This is a genomic window from Dactylosporangium salmoneum, from assembly GCF_039532525.1.
Taxonomy (GTDB): domain Bacteria; phylum Actinomycetota; class Actinomycetes; order Mycobacteriales; family Micromonosporaceae; genus Dactylosporangium; species Dactylosporangium salmoneum.
The window spans coordinates 188,574-205,869 of the sequence record NZ_BAAARV010000023.1 but is presented as its reverse complement, the minus strand read 5'-3'; the positions used below and the strand labels follow the sequence as shown (position 1 = coordinate 205,869).

Here is a 17,296-nt window from a genome sequence, read left to right as displayed (position 1 = left end):
ACTGCGGGTTGAATGCCGATGGTTGCGGGCGAGGGGCAGAATCGGGGCGTGAAGCGGACCGGTCCTCTGATCGTCTTGGTGCTCGTCCTGGTGGTCATCGGCGCCGTCGCCGGCCATCTGCTGGGCCGCCGCTCGGAGGGCGGCGGGGGCGGCGGCACCGAGGTCAGCGCGCTCATCGGCTCCGAGAAGGAGCGGTACTTCGCCGACCCCGAGGTCAAGAAGGCCCTGGCCAAGCACGGCTGGAAGGTGCGGGCCGACCCGGCCGGCTCCCGGCAGATGCCGACCCGGCTGCCCGGCTACGACTTCGCCTTCCCGGCCAGCGCCTCGGCCGCCGAGGAGATCCGCCGGCACGGCACGCCGGCCGGCGACAACGTGGCGGTCTTCTCCTCGCCGCTGGCCGTGGCCACCTTCACCCCGATCGTCGACCTGCTGCAGAGCGCCAAGCTGGCCTCGCGCGACGCCGCCGGGGTGTGGCGGCTGGACCTCAAGGCCCTCGCCGACGCCAACCGGCGCAACCTCAAGTGGACCGACATCCCGGGCAACACGACCCGGCCCGTGGCGCAGAACGTCCTCGTCGCCACCACCCGCCCGGCCGACTCGAACTCGGCCGCGATGTTCGCCGTGCTGCTCAACCAGGCCACCGGCGGCGACCTCGGCGCCGTCGCCAAGCTCTTCACCGACCAGGGCGCGGTGGACACCACCAGCGAGGAGCCGTTCGAGGCCTACCTGCGCAGCGGGGGCAACTCGGCGCCGATGGTGCTCGTCTACGAGGCCCAGTTCGTCGACCACGCGGTCAACGACGGGCTCGGCAAAGGGGAGTCGCTGGTGTACCCCGCGCCGACCCTCGTGTGCCAGCACACCATCGTGCCGCTGACCCAGCACGGGGTGGAGGTCGCCAAGCTGCTGGCCACGGACCCCGAGCTGCAGAAGCTCGCCGCCAAGCACGGCTTCCGCACCGCCGACACCGGCCTGACCGCCCCGATCTTCCAGGGCGTCCGCCCTGGCGACGCGCCGCTGCCGACCACGTTCGCCGGCGCGGTCGCCGACCCCGGCTACGACACCGAGCACGCGCTGCTCGCCAGGCTGCACGAGAGGATGTCATGAAGAGGTTTGGCGCCGCGCTGGTCGTGGCCGCTTTGCTGCTCGGTGCGTGCACCAGCGGTAAAGGGGGCGGGAAGGACGCCAAGCCCGCGGAGAGCGAGGGGCCGTTCCTCAAGGGCTCCGGCACCCTGCGGGTCCTCGCCAGCAGCGAGCTGGCCGACCTGCAGCCGGTGCTGGGCGACCTGCGCCAGGCCACCGGCGTCGAGGTGAAGCTGCAGGCCACGGGCACCCTCGACGGCGTCGAGAACGTGGTGTCGGGCAACGCCGCCAAGTCCTACGACGCGATCTGGTTCGCCTCCAACCGGTATCTCCAGCTGCACCCGGACGCCGGGGACAAGATCGGCACCGCGACCAAGGTGGCCACCTCCCCGGTCGTGCTCGGCATCCGCCAGTCGGTCGCGGCCAAGCTGGGCTGGACCGATCACCGCCCGACCTGGAGCGAGATCGCCGTCGCGGCCGGCGACCACAAGTTCACCTACGGCATGACCAACCCGGCCAGCTCCAACTCCGGCTTCTCCGCGCTCGTCGGCGTCGCCGCGGCCCTGGCCGGCACCGGCGCGGCGCTCACCGCCGAGCAGATCGCCCCGCTGACCCCGCGGCTGCGGGCCTTCTTCGCCGGGCAGAACCTCACGTCCGGCTCGTCGGGCTGGCTCGCCGACTCCTTCACCAAGAACGCCGTCGAGAAGAACGACCACGCCGTGGACGGCCTGGTCAACTACGAGTCGGTGATCCTGTCGCTCAACGCCTCCGGCAAGCTGCCCGAGCCGCTGACCGTGATCTACCCGTCCGACGGCGTGATCACCGCCGACTACCCGCTCACCCTGCTCGCCGGCGTCTCCGAGCAGACCAAGAACAACTACGCCGCGGTGGTGGACTACCTGCGCCGCCCCAGCGTCCAGCGCAAGATCATGTCGACGACCTGGCGCCGCCCCGCGGTCCCGGAGGTGCAGCTGGCCGCCCAGTTCGGCCCGAAGGACGGCAACCTGCCCGAGCTGCCGTTCCCCGGCAAGCTCGACGCCGCCAACGCGCTCATCGGTGCGTTCGGCGACGACCTGCGCAAGCCCGCCCGCACCATCTACGTGCTCGACCTGTCCGGCTCGATGAAGGGCGAGCGCCTGCAGGGCCTGAAGAACGCCCTGGTCGGCCTGACCGGCGCCGACACCACCCTGTCCGGCCAGTTCACCCGCTTCAACGGCCGTGAGCAGGTGGTCATGGTGCCGTTCAGCACCAAGCCCGGCCAGGTCCGCCGCTTCGATCTGCCCGACGGCAACATCCAGCCCACGCTCGACCAGATCCGGGGGTACGCCAACGGCCTCGCGGCCGCCGGCGACACCGCCATCTACGACGCCCTGTTCGTCGCCTACGACCAGGCGGCCGCCCTGGCCAAGGAGGACCCGGACCGGTTCACGTCGATCGTCCTGCTGACCGACGGCGAGCTGACCGCCGGCGCCAACCTGGCCGCGTTCCAGGCCCGGCTGCCGCAGCTGCCCAAGGTGCCGGTCTTCACCATCCTGTTCGGCGAGGGCAACGTCCAGGAGATGCAGCAGGTCGCCGACCTGACCGGCGGCAAGTCCTTCGACGCCCGTACCGGCGCCCTGCCCGCGGCGTTCAAGGAGATCCGCGGCTATCAGTAGGCCCGTGATCGTTTTATCCGAACTGTTCAGGCGTCGGCGGTAGAGAAGTGCGGGTCGTTGGGGTACACCAGCGGTATGACCGAACTCTCGCTCGACGACTACCTGGTCGAGGACGACGATGACGACGACCCGGTGCTGCTGCGCAAGGACGGGCAGCCGGTCGACACGTGGCGGGAGGACTATCCGTACGACGAGAGGATGACCCGGGCCGAGTACGACCGCGTCAAGCGGCTGCTGCAGATCGAGCTGCTCAAGCTGCAGAACACGATCAAGGCCCGGGGCGAGCGGCTCGTCGTGCTGTTCGAGGGGCGCGACGCGGCCGGCAAGGGCGGGACCATCAAGCGGTTCATGGAGCACCTGAACCCGCGCGGCGCCCGGGTTGTCGCCCTGGAGAAGCCCAGCGAGCGGGAGTCGACGCAGTGGTACTTCCAGCGCTACGTCCAGTACTTCCCGGCCGCCGGCGAGATCGTCCTGTTCGACCGGTCCTGGTATAACCGGGCCGGCGTCGAGCGGGTCATGGGCTTCTGCAGCCGCGCCGAGTACCTCGAGTTCATGCGCCAGGCCCCGGAGCTCGAGCGGATGCTCGTGCGCTCCGGCATCCGGCTGGTCAAGTTCTGGTTCTCGGTGTCGCGCAACGAGCAGCACACCCGCTTCCTGATCCGGCAGGTCGACCCGGTACGGCAGTGGAAGCTCTCCCCGATGGACCTCGCCTCGCTGGACAAATGGGACGACTACACCGAGGCCAAGGAGGCGATGTTCTTCTACACGGACACCGCCGACGCCCCGTGGACCGTGGTCAAGAGCAACGACAAGAAGCGCGCCCGGCTGGAGGCCATGCGGCACGTGCTGAGCCGGTTCGACTACGAGGGCAAGGACTTCGGCGTGGTCGGCATCCCGGACCCGCTGATCATCGGCCCCGCCGCGCTGGCCGACGACTCCGTCGACGACGCCCCGAGGCTCTAACCGATATCCGGGCATTCTCCCGCGAAACTGAACATTCCGCCTGTAAGGGTATAAGTCCGACCCGGGTCGAGGTTAGGTAACGACACGCCGAAGGGTTGAGTAATGCGGGCGTGTATCCAGTCGTGAGCGGTACGTATGCACGCCGTAGGGTGGACCCCGTGCCGGAGGCTGGTGCGGAGTGCGATGTCGGGTCGGCGTTGTTCGGCAAGCACGTCAGCCTCGTCTACGACGCCGACGAGGAGTTCCGCGACCTGCTGACCGGCCTCGCCGCGCGGGCCGTTGCCGCAGGTCACCGCGTTGTCATCCTCCTCGACGAGGACTCCGCCGACCTCGGCCGGACGCTCGCCGCATCCCTGCCGGACGCCGCGCCCGGGCAGTTCACCGCCCTTCGCTACAGCCCGCGCACCGGTCAAACCGGTGCGGCAACCTTCGGGGAGGGGCTCTTCGGCGTACAGGAGCTGCTGGCCGCGTTCACGCGGCTGCGGGACGAGGCGTTCGCCGCCGGGTACTCGGGGTTCTCCCTCGCCGTGCAGATGCGCTGGACGCAGCGGGCCGGGTTCACGACGACAGACCTGCTCGCGTACGAGACCCGGGCGAACCGCTTCTTCGGCGACCCGCGGGTCACCGGCCTGTGCCTGTACGACCGCCGCCACTTCGCCAAGGAGCTGCTCGCCCGCATCGGCGCCGTGCACCCGGGCCCGCTGCTGCGCTTCACGCTCGGCGGCTGGGGCGCCCACCTGCGCCTCACCGGCCAGCTCGACGCCTCCAACGTCGGCTCGCTGCCCTCGATCCTCGACCTGGTCGCCGAGTCCGACTCGGTCGTCCTGCTCGACGCCAGCGAGCTGGAGTTCGTCGACGCCGCCGGGGCCGGCACCATCGTGCGGTTCGCCGCCTCCCGCCCCCACCGCCACACGGTCGTGCGCTGCGCCCGCGGGGTCCGCCAGGCGCTGCAGCTGGTCGGCGCCGAGGCCGTGCCCAGCCTGGTGCTTCGCGACCGCGTCGCCGGGGTATGACGGCCCCGTGCAGCCAGCCGACCCCAGCCTTGTGCAGGCCGCCGCCATCCGCGGCGTCGCGACGTCCTACGAAACCGCCGGTCACCGCCGCGTCGACATCGACCCGGACGTGGTCCGCGACGTGATGGCCCTGCTCGAGCCGGACGCCCTGCCGCCGGTGCCGCGCACGTGGGGGTGGATGCTGCAGCTGTACGGCGTCCGCTCCGCCGCCTCCTGGGGCGTCGGGGACTTCGCCGACCTCGCCGCGTTCACGAGGTGGGCGGCCTCCACCGGCGCCGGGGCCGTCCTGGTCAACCCGCTGCACGCGGTGGCGCCGGTCGACCCGATGCCGGCCTCGCCGTACTCCCCGTCGTCGCGCCGCTTCGTCAACCCGCTCTACCTGCGCGTGGAGGACCTGCCCGAGTACGCCGCGGCCCCGGCCGAGCTCAAGGCCCGGGTCGACGCGCTGCGCCCAGGCCCGGGCGCCCCGGCGGACCTCGTCGACTACAACTCGGTCTGGCGGGCCAAGCGCGCCGCGCTGGAGCTGCTGTTCATCCCGGACCTGGCCGACGTCGAGCCGGCGCTGCGGGACTTCGCCACCTACACCGCGCTCGCCGAGGCGCACGGCGTCGACTGGCGGCAGTGGCCGGAGGAGCTCAGGCGGCCGGGGGCCGCCGCGTACGAGGCGGCCGACGCGACCCGGGTCGCCTTCCACGTGTGGCTGCAGCGGCACTGCGCCCAGCAGCTCGCCGCGGCCAACGCCGCCGCGGCCGGGATGAGCGTCGGGATCGTGCACGACCTGGCCGTGGGCATCGACCCCGGCGGGGCCGACGCCTGGACGCTGCAGGACGTCATCGCGCAGGGGGCCCGGGTCGGCGCCCCGCCCGACGCGTTCAACCAGCAGGGGCAGGACTGGGGCCTGGCCACCTGGCGGCCCGACCGGCTCGCCGCCACCGGGTACACCGCCTACCGCGACCTGCTGCGCGGCATCCTCGCCCACGCGGGCGGGCTGCGGGTCGACCACGTCGCCGGGCTCTGGCGGCTGTGGTGGATCCCGCCCGGCCGGGGCGCCGCCGGGGGCGCGTACGTGCACTACGACGCGGCCGCCATGCTCGGCGTGCTGGTCGAGGAGGCCCGGCGGGCCGGCGCCGTGGTCGTCGGCGAGGACCTCGGCACCGTCGAGCCGGTCGTCACCCGCACCCTGCAGGAGCGCAACATCCTCGGCTCGGCCGTGCTGTGGTTCACCCGCGACGACGACGGCGCCTTCGTCCCGCCCGAGCAGTGGCCGGCAAACGCCATGGCCTCCGTCTCCACCCACGACCTGCCCACCGCCGCCGGCTTCCTCACCGGCGAGCACGTCCGGGCCCGGGACGCCGCCGGCCTGCTGACCCGGCCGGTCGCCGAGGAGCAGGAGGCCGCCGACGCCGACCGGGCCGCCCTCCTGAAGCTCCTGCCGCAGGACGAGGACCCGATCGTCGCCATGCACCGGCTGCTGGCCCGCAGTCCCTGCCGGATCCTGCTCGCCTCGCCCTACGACGTGCTCGGCGAGGTCCGCCAGCCCAACCTGCCCGGGACGTCCGAGCAGTACCCGAACTGGCGGATCCCGCTGCCGCTGCCCCTCGAGAAGCTCACCGAGGACCCGCGGATGCTCGCGATCGCGGAGATCTTCAACTCGGCGGGCTGACGTCCCCGCCCGCCGCCCTCACGAGGCGACCCCGACGATCTGGTGGACCGTCTCCGGGCGGCCCACCAGGCCGAGCATGTGGTGGGCCACGTCGGCGCGTGGGATGGAGAAGCCGCCGCGGATGTTGCGCCCGAACGCCTCCTGGTAGCGGCCCGTGCCCGGCTTGTCGGTGAACATCGGCGGCCGGGAGATCGACCAGTCCAGGTCGCTGCCGCGCACCACGTCCTCCATGCGGGCCAGGTCGGCGTAGTGGGCGCGGAACCTCGTGCGGGCGAAGGGCGCCCCGAGGTGGCGCATGAAGAACCCGTCGCCGGGGTCGTGCCGGGGCGGGGCGGGGCGCTGCGGCGAGGGCACGGTGCCGATCGGGGCGGCGCTGAGCACCACCAGGCGGCGCGCCCCGGCGGTCCGCATCGCGGCCACGACCGCGCGGGTGCCGCGCTCGGCCACGCCCTCCTCGCCGGCGCTGGTGGCGCCGAGCGCGGACAGCACGGCGCCGGCGCCGGCTACGGCCTCGCGCAGCGCACCGGCGTCCGGTCGGGCCAGGTCCACGGCGACGATCCGCACCCGGTCCCCGAGCCCGTCGAGCTTGCGCGGGTTGCGCACGACCGCGGTGACGTCGTGCCCGGCCGCGAGGGCCTGGTCGAGGATGTGCCGCCCGGTTCCCCCGGAGGCGGCGACGACGGTGAGCTCCACGGCTGACTCCTCTGCTACCGATAACCTATGTTCCTCCGATAATACGAATCTCATATTAGATTGCCAAACGAAAGCGCCGCCCCCGGCCGGGGACGGCGCCTTCGGTGCGGTCAGACCGCCTGGTACTGCAGGGCGCGCAGCAGGTTGTCCGCGCCCTCCTTGTCCAGCGCCGGGAAGGACAGCCGCAGGCCCTCCCCGCTCGTGCCGAGGGCGAGGATCACCGTGGCGGTGACGCCCCGCTTGGCCTCGGCGACCCGGATCACGTGCCGCGGGATGTCGGCCACGGCGCTGGCCGTCGGGCGGCCGGTGAACCAGTGGGCCTCGAGGATCAGCAGCCGCTCGTTGGTGAGCAGCATGTAGAACGCCTTCTTCTGCTGGTACATCATCATGCTGCCGCCGGACAGGATCGCCGTCGCGGCCACCATGGCCACGTTGCGTCCCACATTGGCCTTGCCGACCCGGCACCGCCCGGTCGCCAGGGCCCGCTCACCCGGACCCATCAGCGGCGCTGCGTTGGCGATGGTCAAATCGTGAAGCTTCTGCCGCACGTGCTCTCCCCGTGAGGGACCCGCGCGCATCGCGGGTGATGAATGATGGCACGCGCACGCTACGGTCGAGAATCGGCGCGGGAAATGGCCGATCAGCCGAGTGGGTCATCGTCCGGGCGGCCGGAGTTCGGCGGGATCTCCTGCAGCAGCCAGGTGTTGCCGTCCGGGTCGGCGAAGGGCACGTAGAGGATGCCGCCCATGTCCTGCACCTCGCCCGCGTCGACGCCGCTGTCCAGCAGCGCCTCCCGGGCCCGGCGCACGTCGCCGACGACCAGGTGCAGGCCGCGCAGTGTGCCCGGCGGCAGGTCCAGCCCCGGCAGGTCCTTGTAGAGCAGGATCGAGCAGGCCGAGCCCGGCGGGGTCAGCTGCGTGACCCGCGGGCCGCCGCCGGGCTGCACGTCGTGGTCGACGTGGAAGCCGAGCTTGCCGGCGTAGAAGGCGAGGGCGGCGTCGACGTCCTTGACCGGCACCGGGACCAGCTCCAGCCGCATGGTGAAGTACTGCCCGGCCAGGTAGGCGTCCAGCTGGGCGTAGCCGGCGTCCATGCCCTCCCGCATCCCGCTGGCCAGGGCGGCCTCGCGGGCGGCCGGCGAGGCGTAGGCGATGTGCGTGGTGATCCGGGTCCGGCCGCCGAGGTCGTCGAAGGTCACCGTGTTGCGGGTGGCCGGCCAGTCGCCGCTCCACGCCTCGGTGCTGACCACCCGCTCGGGCCGGACGACCTCCTCGAACGTCCCGCCGATGCTCAGCTCGCCGCCGTCGGCGTCGCGCCACACGTAGCGGAACGCGCCGCCGGGCCGCAGGTCGATCTCGCAGACCGGCATGGCCCACCCGGGCGGCCCGACCATCCAGTTGGGCAGGTGCTTCGGGCTGGTGTGCACGTCGAACACCAGCCCCCGGGGCGCGGCCACGACCCGGGTGATGCGCACCCCGGCCTCACCGTCCAGCTCGAACCCGGTCACGCCCAGCTCGTCACTCATCACGCGGCTCCTCGATGTCGTCCTGTACGAACTGCAGGTAGGCGTCGAGGCGGGCGTAGCTCTCGTCCCAGAAGCGGCGGTACCGCTCGGCGAACGCGGCGACGTCCCGCAGCGGCCCGGGCTCCAGCCGGCAGGGCCGCCACTGCGCCTCCCGCCCACGCGAGATGAGCCCGGCCTGTTCCAGCACGCGCAGGTGCTTGGAGATCGCCGGCCCGCTCATCGCGAAGGGCGCCGACAGCTCCTTGACCGTCGCCTCCCCCTCGCTGAGCCGGGCGAGTATCGCCCGCCGCGTGGGGTCCGCCAGCGCCGCGAAGGTGACGCTGAGCCTGTCCTCGTCCATGGCCTACCTAACCAAGTGGTTATCTAACCTCCTGGTTACTTAAGCAGCACCGGCCCGGCGCGTCAAGCGGCGGCTACAGGATCGCGGCGGACTCCGCGGGCAGCGTGACCAGGCCGGACTGCAGCAGGACGGCGTCGTCGGTGGCGAAGATGACGCGCTCGGCCCGCAGGGGAACCGTGCGCGGCTCCTTCGCCAGGTTGGCCACCACCGTCCGCTCGCCGCGCCGGATGACCAGGACGCCGTCGTCGTCGTCCACGTGCACCCGGTCCAGCCGCGGGTCGGACAGGCCCGGCACGGTCTTGCGCAGCGCGATCAGCCGCCGGTAGAAGGCCAGCATGTCCTGGTCCATCGCCGCCCAGTCCAGGTGCGAGCGGGCGAAGGTCTCCGGGTCCTGCGGGTCCGGCACGTCGCCCGGCGGCCAGCCGTGGGCGGCGAACTCCTCGCGGCGGCCCTTGCCCACCGCGGCGGCCAGGGCCGGCTCCGGGTGGCTGGTGAAGAACTGCCACGGGGTGCGGGCCGCGAACTCCTCGCCCATGAAGAGCATCGGCGTGAACGGGGAGGTCAGCAGCAGCGTGGCGCCGACCCGCAGCAGGCCGGGGGAGAGGGTCGCGGTCAGCCGGTCGCCGGTGGCGCGGTTGCCGACCTGGTCGTGGTTCTGCAGGCAGACCACGAAGCGGTGCCCCGGGATGCGGGCCCGGTCGATCGGGCGGCCGTGCACCCGCCGGCGGAACGAGGACCAGGTGCCGGCGTGGAAGAACGCCTCCTGCCACACCTTGCGGAAGCACTCCGGGGAGCCGAAGTCGCCGTAGTACCCCTGCCGCTCCCCGGTCAGCATGGTGTGCAGCGCGTGGTGGACGTCGTCGTCCCACTGGGCCTGCAGGCCGTAGCCGCCGGCCTCGCGGGCGGTGATCAGCTTGGCGTCGTTGAGGTCGGACTCGGCGATGAGCGACAGCGGGCGGCCGAGCGTCGTGGACAGCGCGTCGACCTCGGCGGCGAGCTCCTCCAGCAGGTGGGTCGCGCCGCGGTCGACCAGGGCGTGCACGGCGTCCAGCCGCAGCCCGTCGGCGTGGTAGTCGCGCAGCCACTGCAGGGCGCTGTCGATGATGAACCGGCGCACCTCGCCGCTGTCGGCCTCGTCCAGGTTGAGCGAGCGGCCCCACGTGTTCGCGCCGGTCGAGAGGTACGGGCCGAACTGCGGTGCGTAGGCGCCCGAAGGGCCGAAGTGGTTGTAGACGGCGTCGATGACGACCCCGAGGCCCTCGCGGTGGGCGGCGTCGACGAAGCGCTTCAGCCCGTCGGGGCCGCCGTAGCTCTCCTGCACGGCGTGCCAGCCGACGCCGTCGTAGCCCCAGTTGTACTCGCCGTTGAAGGTGTTCACCGGCAGCAGCTCGACGAGGTCGACGCCCAGCTCGCGCAGGTACGGCAGCCGCTCGACCGCCCCGTCGAACGTCCCCGACGGCGTGAACGTGCCGACGTGCAGCTCGTAGAGCACGCTGCCGGCCAGCTGCCGCCCGGTCCAGCCGGCGTCGCCCCACGCGAACCGGTCGTGCTCGTAGACCTGGCTGCGCCCGTGCACCCCGCCCGGCTGCCGGCGTGAGCGCGGGTCGGGCAGCACCCGCTCGTCGTCGTCCAGCGCGAACCCGTAGTCGGTGCCGTGGCCGGCGCCGGGATCCTCGGCCGTCCACCACTGCCCGTCGGCGGTCATGGGGATGGCTTCGGTACCGCTGTGCAGCACCACCCGCCGCGCCGCCGGCGCCCACACCCGGAACTCCATGTCAGCCCTTCACCAATAGCGCGACGGGATACGTGGCGAGCAGGTCGCCGACCGCGGGGGAGGAGGCCGGCCGCCCGGTCAGCGCGTCGACCCAGTCCCCGCCCGGCAGCTTCAGCTCGGTGTCGCCCCACCCCCCGCGCTCGGCCAGGCCGACCGGCAGGCGGGTGGCGATGGTCAGCGCGCCGCCGCGGTCGAAGGCGACCACGTGCCGCTCGGCAGACCCGGCCGCCTGCACCGGGCGGTAGCCGGTGAACAGCTCCGGGCGGTCCCGCCGCAGCCGCAGCGCCCGGCTCACCACCAGCAGCTTGGCCGCGGCGGAGGAGTCGACCGGGGGCAGCGTGAGCCGGGCCGCGACGGCGGCGTCGAGCGCCGCGAGCAGGTCGCGGCGCTCCGCGAAGTCGACCGGGCGGCGGTTGTCCGGGTCGACGAGGGAGTTCTCCCACAGCTCGGTGCCCTGGTACACGTCCGGCACGCCCGGCATGGTCAGCTGGACCAGCTTCTGGCCCAGCGCGTTGCTCCAGCCGAACGGGGTGATCCGGGTCGCGAGGTCCCGCACCTCGGCCCGCAGGCCGTCGTCGGCGAAGACCCGGGCCAGCGCGGCCCGCACGGCGGACTCGAAGGCCTCGTCGGGCGCGTCCCACGACGTCGAGCGGTTCGCCTCGCGGGCGGCCTTCTCGAAGTACCGCCGCAGCCGCTCTTCCTCGATGGGCCAGGCGCCCACGATCGTCTGCCAGAAGAGGTCCTCGAAGGAGGGGTCGGGCAGCGGGGCGATCTCCCGCCAGCCCTGCTGGATGGCGGCCCACTCGGCGGGGACCTCGCTCAGCACGGCCAGGCGCGCCCGCACGTCCTCGCCGCGCTTGGTGTCGTGGGTGGACAGCGTCGTCATGCCGGCCGGCCAGTCGCGCTGGCGGGCCGCGGCGGCCGCGTGGAACTCCTCGATGTCGACGCCGTGGCGGGACGGGTCGCCGCCGACCTCGTTGAGGGCGATGAAGTGGTTCCAGCGGTACATCGCCGTGTCCTCGACGCCCTTGGCCATCACGGCGCCGGTGAGCTGCTGGAACCTCGCGCAGACCTCGTCGCCGGGGTCGGTGAGCCGCGGCAGCAGCCGCTCCAGGTCCTCGGCGAGATCGGGCCGCTGCTCGCGGGTCTTGGCGACCGCTTCGTCGAGGTCCTCGCCGCCGTAGGGAAGATACGTCCGATACACGCGGAAGTTCGCCGCGAGCACCGACAGGACGGGCAGATCGGACGCTCGCCCCGTGATGCGGGTCAGGCGGTGGAGCTCGGCGCGGAAGAGGCGGTTGGTGACGTCCAGCTTCTGGGCGTGGGCTTCCTCCTGCCACGAGGAGTCGGACGGCTCGGGTTGGATGAACAGCCCGCACACCTCGGCCAGCGCGTCGTAGCCCGTGGTCCCGTCGACCGGCCACTGCGGGGGCAGCGGTTCGCCGCACTCCAGGATCTTCTCGACCACCAGCCAGGCATCGGGGGCGTGCGAGCGCAGCCGGGCCAGGTACTCGCCGGGGTCGCGCAGGCCGTCGGGGTGGTCGACCCGGATGCCGTCGGCGAGGCCCTCGCGCACCCAGCGCAGGATCTCGGCGTGCGTGTCCTCGAAGACGGCCGGGTCCTCGACGCGCACCCCGGCCAGCTCGGTGACGGCGAAGAAGCGCCGGTAGTTGAGCCGCTCGTTGCCCTCCCGCCAGTACACCAGGCGGTAGTGCTGCCGCTCGTGCACCTCCTGCGGGCTGCCCGCCCCGGTGCCCTCGGCGATGGGGAAGCGGTGCTCGTAGTACCGCAGCTCGCCGTCCTCGATCCGCAGCTCGTCCAGCGACGCGGAGCCGAGGACGGGCACCACGAGCGGCCCGGCCTCCCAGTCGATGTCGAACCAGTCGGCGTACCGGCTGGAGCGGCCCTTGGCCAGGACGTCCCACCACATCGGGTTCGCGGCCGGCTGGAACAGCCCCATGTGGTTGGGCACGATGTCGACGACCAGCCCCAGGCCGTGCGCGCGCAGCGCCGCCACCAGCCGGTCCAGCCCCGCCGCCCCGCCCAGCTGGGGGTTCACCGCGCGCGGGTCGACCACGTCGTAGCCGTGCGGCGAGCCGGGCGTCGCGGTCAGCAGCGGCGCCGAGTAGAGGTGGCTCGCGCCGAGGTCGTGCACGTACTCCGCCAGCCCGGCCGTCGCGTCGAGGTCGAAGTCCGGGCGCACCTGCACCCGGTAGGTGCCGCTCGGGATCGTCATGCCGTGCGGTCCAGCACGACGAGGGAGCGGTCCGGGACCGTGATCGTGCCGCCGGCGGCGTAGCCGACGCCGTCGCGGGCCGGGCCCGTCGCGGTGGCGATCACCAGCTCCCACTCCTTGCCGTACTCCTGCGGCGGCACCACGAACTCCAGCGGTTCGTGGTGGGCGTTGAAGCACAGCAGGAACGAGTCGTCGACGTGGCGCTCGCCGTGCGAGCCCCGCTCGGTGATGGACTCGCCGTTGACGAAGAGCATCAGCGCGCGGCCGAAGTGGTTGTCCCAGTCCTCCTCGGTCATCAGCCGCCCGTCGGTGGCGAACCACGCCACGTCCGTCAGCGACGTGCTCTCGGCCCGGGCCACCGGCCGGCCGGTGAAGAACCGCCGGCGGCGGAAGACCCGGTGCCGCTCGCGGAAGAGGGCCAGCCCGCGGGCGAAGGCGAGCAGCTGGTCGTCGACGTTCTCCCAGTCGATCCAGCTGATCTCGTTGTCCTGGCAGTAGGCGTTGTTGTTGCCCCGCTGCGTGCGGCCCAGCTCGTCGCCGGCGCAGATCATCGGCGTGCCCTGCGACAGCATCAGCGTGGTGAGGAAGTTGCGCCGCTGCTTGGCCCGCAGCGAGTTGATCGCCGGGTCGTCGGTCGGCCCCTCCGTCCCGCAGTTCCAGGACCGGTTGTAGCTCTCCCCGTCCCGGTTGTCCTCGGTGTTGGCCTCGTTGTGCTTGTCGTTATAGGAGACCAGGTCGTTGAGCGTGAAGCCGTCGTGGCAGGTGACGAAGTTGATGCTGGCGAAGGGGCGGCGCCCGTCGTCCTGGTAGAGGTCGGCCGAGCCGCAGATGCGCGAGGCGAACTCGCCCAGGGTGGCCGGCTCGCCGCGCCAGAAGTCGCGGACCGTGTCGCGGAAGCGGCCGTTCCACTCCGTCCATAGCGGCGGGAAGTTGCCCACCTGGTAGCCGCCGGGGCCGACGTCCCACGGCTCGGCGATGAGCTTCACCTGGTTGACGACCGGGTCCTGCTGGACGACCTCGAAGAACGTGGACAGGCGGTCCACCTCGTAGAACTCGCGGGCGAGCGTGGAGGCGAGGTCGAAGCGGAAGCCGTCGACGCGCATCTGCGTGACCCAGTAGCGCAGGGAGTCCATCACCAGCTGCAGCGAGTGCGGGTTGCGCACGTTGAGGCTGTTGCCCGTGCCGGTGTAGTCCGTGTAGTACCGGTTGTCGTCGTCGTCGAGCTTGTAGTAGTGGCCGTTGTCGATGCCACGGAAGCTCAGCGTCGGGCCCAGGTGGTTGCCCTCGGCGGTGTGGTTGTAGACCACGTCGAGGATGACCTCGATGCCGGCCGCGTGCAGCGCCTTGACCATCCCGCGGAACTCCTGCACCTGCTGGCCGCGGTGCCGGCGGGCGTAACCGTGGTAGGGGGCGAAGAACCCGATGGTGTTGTAGCCCCAGTAGTTCGACAGGCCCAGCTCCACCAGGCGCTGGTCGTGCACGAAGTGGTGCACCGGCAGCAGTTCCAGCGCCGTGATGCCGAGGCGCTTGAGGTGCTCGATGATGGCGGGGTGGGCGATGCCGGCGTACGTGCCGCGCAGCTCGTCCGGGATGTCGGGGTGGCGCATGGTCAGGCCGCGCACGTGGGCCTCGTAGACGACCGTGTGGTGGTAGGGCACCCGCGGGGCGGCGTCGTTGCCCCAGTCGAAATACGGGTTCACCACCACGGCCTTGGGCATGAACTGCGCCGAGTCGGCCGTCGACATCTGTTCCGGGTCGTTGAAGTCGTAGCCGTACACGGCCGGATCCCAGCTGATGTCGCCGTCAATGGCCTTGGCGTAGGGATCCAGCAGCAGCTTGTGCGGGTTGCACCGCAGCCCCCGGCCGGGGTCGTAGGGGCCGTGTACCCGGAAGCCGTAGCGCTGCCCGGGCTCGATCCCGGGAAGATACGCGTGCCACACGAACGCGTCGACCTCGACGAGCTTGATGCGCTCCTCGTGGTCCTCGTCGTCGAACAGGCACAGCTCCACCGAATCGGCCACCTCGCTGAAGATGGCGAAGTTGGTCCCCTGCCCGTCGTAGGTCGCCCCCAGCGGGTACCGGTTGCCCGGCCAGACCTGCATGCTCGCTCCTGCCCTTGGCGTCCATTGCTCGCTCGGCACCGGTTTCCAACGGCGCACCCGTTGCCACAGTGTTACGTGCGTCGAAAGTTCACACGCGGGTACGCGTGAAGCTGGCTGCCTTTTGCCCTTCGGGACCAATAATGAATCGTGCCGCCCAGCCGGTCGGGATTCCGACAGGTTCCCAGGATGAATCTCACGCGAATTCAGCCGTGGCGCACGTTTGAAACGAGGGGGTACGGATCATAGTTGGGCACATGCCCCCGGGATCGGTGATGACCTTCGGCCCGCATGCCTGCGCGACGCCGACCGGATTCGAGTCCGAGTGGTTGGTCACCGACGGCCTCGGGGGGTACGCGACCGGCACGATCGCGGGCCTGCGAACGCGCCGCTACCACGCTCTTCTCGTAACGCCGGACCGGCAGGTCGCACTGGCCGCCCTCGACCCGGTGCTGAGCATCCCCGGCCGGCCCGACGCCCGCCTCGCCATCCACGAGTGGGGCTCGGGCGCGCTCGACCCGGCCGGGCATCAGTTGCTCGAATCCTTCGAGATCGTGGATTCGGTACCGCGGTGGCGCTGGCGCGTCGGCGAGTACGTGCTCGAGCGCGAGGTCGCCATGACCCGCGGGCGCAACGCCGTGGCCGTCGTGCACCGGCTCGTGGCCGCCCCGCCCGGCGCCGAGGTGACCCTGACCCTGACCGCGCTGTGCACCTGGCGGGACGCGGACTCGGAGCGGTACCGCACCGGCGAGCCCCTGGCGGTCGAGGAGCACTACCGGCTCGACGGGCCGGGCTGGAAGCCGGTCGGGGAGTGGTACCTCGACGCGTACCACCGCGAGGAGGCCGCCCGCGGCCTCAACCCGATCGAGGACCTCTACGCCGCCGGCACCTTCGCCGCGACCCTGCGCGTGGGCGAGACCCTGACCGTCACCGCCTGCTCGGGCGAGGACCGCGACGAGCCGCTGCCGGCCGGCCCGGCCGTCGTCGAGGAGGCCCGGCGCCGGGCCCGCAAGCTCGTCCGGCAGGCCGGCGCCCGCGCCGCCGCCGACAAGCTGCTGGTGCTCGCGGCCGACCAGTTCATCGTCGAGGACGGCGGCGTCCCCGCCGTCGTGGCCGGCTACCCCTGGTTCGGCCGCTACCTGCGCGACACCATGACCGCCTACGAGGGCCTGTTCCTGCACACCGGCCGGCACGCCGAGGGGCGCCGGCTGCTGCAGGCTCACGCCGGGCTGGGCGAGCGGATGCGCCGGGAGCCGCTGCGCGACGCCGACGGGCCGCTGTGGTACGTCCACGCCGTCGAGCGGCACATCGCCCGCACCGGCGACCAGGAGCTGTGCGCCGAGCTGCTGCCGGCGGTGGAGGCCGTCGTCGCCGCCTACACCAAGGGCACCCGCGACGGCGTGACGGTCGACCCGCTCGACGGCCTGCTGGCCCTCGACGCCGAGCACGCGGGCCTCACCTGGATGAACGCGAGCCTGCCGCGCGGCCCGGTGACCCCGCGGGACGGCAAGCCGGTCGAGATGAACGCCCTGTGGGCCAACGCGCTCGGCGTGATCAGCGTCATGCGCGAGCGCTGCGGGCGGGACGCCTCGGTCGTGCACGGCCGCCGGGACGCGGTGCGGGCCCAGTTCGTCAAGCGGTTCCGGGCCCCCGGCGGATGGCTCTACGACCTCGTCGACGCCGGCCCGGCGCCCTACCCCAAGGGCGGCAGCGGCGTGCACGACGACTCGGTGCTGCGCCCCAACCAGCTGCTCGCCTTCAGCCTGCCGTACGGCTTCGGCACGGACGAGCCGCACCTGCGCGACGCCGTGCTGCGGGCCATCGGGGGCGAACTGGTGACGCCGCTCGGGCTGCGGACGCATGCCCCCAGCGAGTACGGGTACGAGGGTGCCCACCGGGGCGGCGTGGTCGCCCGGGACACCGCGTACCACCAGGGAGCGGTGTGGCCGTGGTGGCTCGGGCCGTACACCGACGCGCTGTGTGCGGCCGGCCGACCGGTCGACGCGGTGCTGGGCGCCGTCGAGGGACATTTGGGCGAGTGCGGTCTCGGGTCGGTGAGCGAGATAGCGGAGGGTGACGCCCCATACCGCGCGACCGGAGCCCCGTTCTCCGCCCGCTCGGTCGCGGCGGTCCTCCACGCACGCGCGGTCATCAGGCAAAACTGCAACTTGCAGGGATCGGAAAAAACGAAATTGTCCCGCGAAGCCCGCCCCCGAACCCGGCGGAACGCGCTACGGTGACAGTCGGCGACGAGA

Annotated in this window: 13 protein-coding genes; 6 read left to right on the top strand and 7 right to left on the bottom strand. The window is 72.3% G+C overall.

Going from position 1 to position 17,296, the window contains the following annotated elements:
- Nucleotides 1-48: 48 nt before the first annotated feature.
- From ABD352_RS14760 to malQ, 5 genes are all read left to right on the top strand, one after another.
- Entirely contained in the window at nucleotides 49-1,104 is a 1,056-nt protein-coding gene (locus tag ABD352_RS14760) for a hypothetical protein (RefSeq protein WP_344612903.1), read from the top strand.
- A complete protein-coding gene (locus tag ABD352_RS14755) occupies nucleotides 1,101-2,735 on the top strand; it encodes a VWA domain-containing protein (RefSeq protein ID WP_344612902.1) in 1,635 nt (544 codons plus the stop codon). The genes ABD352_RS14760 and ABD352_RS14755 overlap by 4 nt, the downstream gene beginning before the upstream one ends.
- Before the next feature lie 75 nt (nucleotides 2,736-2,810).
- Nucleotides 2,811-3,698 (top strand): polyphosphate kinase 2, encoded by an 888-nt coding sequence (gene ppk2, locus ABD352_RS14750; protein WP_344612901.1) that lies wholly within the window; start codon nucleotides 2,811-2,813, stop codon nucleotides 3,696-3,698.
- A gap of 158 nt (nucleotides 3,699-3,856) precedes the next feature.
- The gene (locus ABD352_RS14745; RefSeq protein WP_344612900.1) at nucleotides 3,857-4,711 is read left to right on the top strand and encodes an MEDS domain-containing protein; all 855 of its coding nucleotides are present in this window, start codon (nucleotides 3,857-3,859) and stop codon (nucleotides 4,709-4,711) included.
- 7 nt (nucleotides 4,712-4,718) lie between these two features.
- Nucleotides 4,719-6,374, top strand: a complete 1,656-nt coding sequence (gene malQ / locus ABD352_RS14740) for a 4-alpha-glucanotransferase (protein WP_344612899.1) — start codon at nucleotides 4,719-4,721, stop codon at nucleotides 6,372-6,374.
- A gap of 18 nt (nucleotides 6,375-6,392) precedes the next feature.
- On the opposite strand, the gene ABD352_RS14735 is transcribed toward malQ, so the two are convergent.
- From ABD352_RS14735 to glgX, 7 genes are all read right to left on the bottom strand, one after another.
- Nucleotides 6,393-7,067, bottom strand: coding sequence for an NAD(P)-dependent oxidoreductase (locus ABD352_RS14735; RefSeq protein ID WP_344612898.1), 675 nt, complete (start codon nucleotides 7,065-7,067; stop codon nucleotides 6,393-6,395).
- Nucleotides 7,068-7,177: 110 nt separating this feature from the next.
- Nucleotides 7,178-7,615 (bottom strand): hypothetical protein, encoded by a 438-nt coding sequence (locus ABD352_RS14730; RefSeq protein WP_344612897.1) that lies wholly within the window; start codon nucleotides 7,613-7,615, stop codon nucleotides 7,178-7,180.
- A 92-nt stretch (nucleotides 7,616-7,707) separates the two neighbouring features.
- Nucleotides 7,708-8,592: an SRPBCC domain-containing protein gene (locus ABD352_RS14725; RefSeq protein WP_344612896.1), complete on the bottom strand. Its 885-nt coding sequence runs from the start codon at nucleotides 8,590-8,592 to the stop codon at nucleotides 7,708-7,710.
- Nucleotides 8,585-8,932, bottom strand: coding sequence for an ArsR/SmtB family transcription factor (locus ABD352_RS14720; RefSeq protein WP_344612895.1), 348 nt, complete (start codon nucleotides 8,930-8,932; stop codon nucleotides 8,585-8,587). The genes ABD352_RS14725 and ABD352_RS14720 overlap by 8 nt, the downstream gene beginning before the upstream one ends.
- 73 nt (nucleotides 8,933-9,005) lie before the next feature.
- Nucleotides 9,006-10,706: a malto-oligosyltrehalose trehalohydrolase gene (gene treZ, locus ABD352_RS14715; protein ID WP_344612894.1), complete on the bottom strand. Its 1,701-nt coding sequence runs from the start codon at nucleotides 10,704-10,706 to the stop codon at nucleotides 9,006-9,008.
- 1 nt (nucleotide 10,707) lies between these two features.
- A complete protein-coding gene (gene treY / locus ABD352_RS14710) occupies nucleotides 10,708-12,942 on the bottom strand; it encodes a malto-oligosyltrehalose synthase (protein ID WP_344612893.1) in 2,235 nt (744 codons plus the stop codon).
- Nucleotides 12,939-15,044, bottom strand: a complete 2,106-nt coding sequence (gene glgX, locus ABD352_RS14705) for a glycogen debranching protein GlgX (protein ID WP_344612892.1) — start codon at nucleotides 15,042-15,044, stop codon at nucleotides 12,939-12,941. The genes treY and glgX overlap by 4 nt, the downstream gene beginning before the upstream one ends.
- A gap of 254 nt (nucleotides 15,045-15,298) precedes the next feature.
- Here glgX and ABD352_RS14700 point away from each other — a divergent pair, with 254 nt between their 5' ends.
- On the top strand, nucleotides 15,299-17,281 hold the full coding sequence (locus tag ABD352_RS14700; RefSeq protein WP_344612891.1) for an amylo-alpha-1,6-glucosidase: 1,983 nt from the start codon (nucleotides 15,299-15,301) through the stop codon (nucleotides 17,279-17,281).
- Nucleotides 17,282-17,296 lie beyond the last annotated feature (15 nt).

Bases quoted from the DNA above. Each gene is read 5' to 3' on its own strand.
- ABD352_RS14755 (WP_344612902.1), top strand. From the start codon at position 1,101: ATGAAGAGGTTTGGCGCCGCGCTGGTCGTGGCCGCTTTGCTGCTCGGT.
- ppk2 (WP_344612901.1), top strand. From the start codon at position 2,811: ATGACCGAACTCTCGCTCGACGACTACCTGGTCGAGGACGACGATGAC.
- ABD352_RS14725 (WP_344612896.1), bottom strand. From the start codon at position 8,592: ATGAGTGACGAGCTGGGCGTGACCGGGTTCGAGCTGGACGGTGAGGCC.
- ABD352_RS14720 (WP_344612895.1), bottom strand. From the start codon at position 8,932: ATGGACGAGGACAGGCTCAGCGTCACCTTCGCGGCGCTGGCGGACCCC.
- treZ (WP_344612894.1), bottom strand. From the start codon at position 10,706: ATGGAGTTCCGGGTGTGGGCGCCGGCGGCGCGGCGGGTGGTGCTGCAC.
- treY (WP_344612893.1), bottom strand. From the start codon at position 12,942: ATGACGATCCCGAGCGGCACCTACCGGGTGCAGGTGCGCCCGGACTTC.
- glgX (WP_344612892.1), bottom strand. From the start codon at position 15,044: ATGCAGGTCTGGCCGGGCAACCGGTACCCGCTGGGGGCGACCTACGAC.
- ABD352_RS14700 (WP_344612891.1), top strand. From the start codon at position 15,299: ATGCCCCCGGGATCGGTGATGACCTTCGGCCCGCATGCCTGCGCGACG.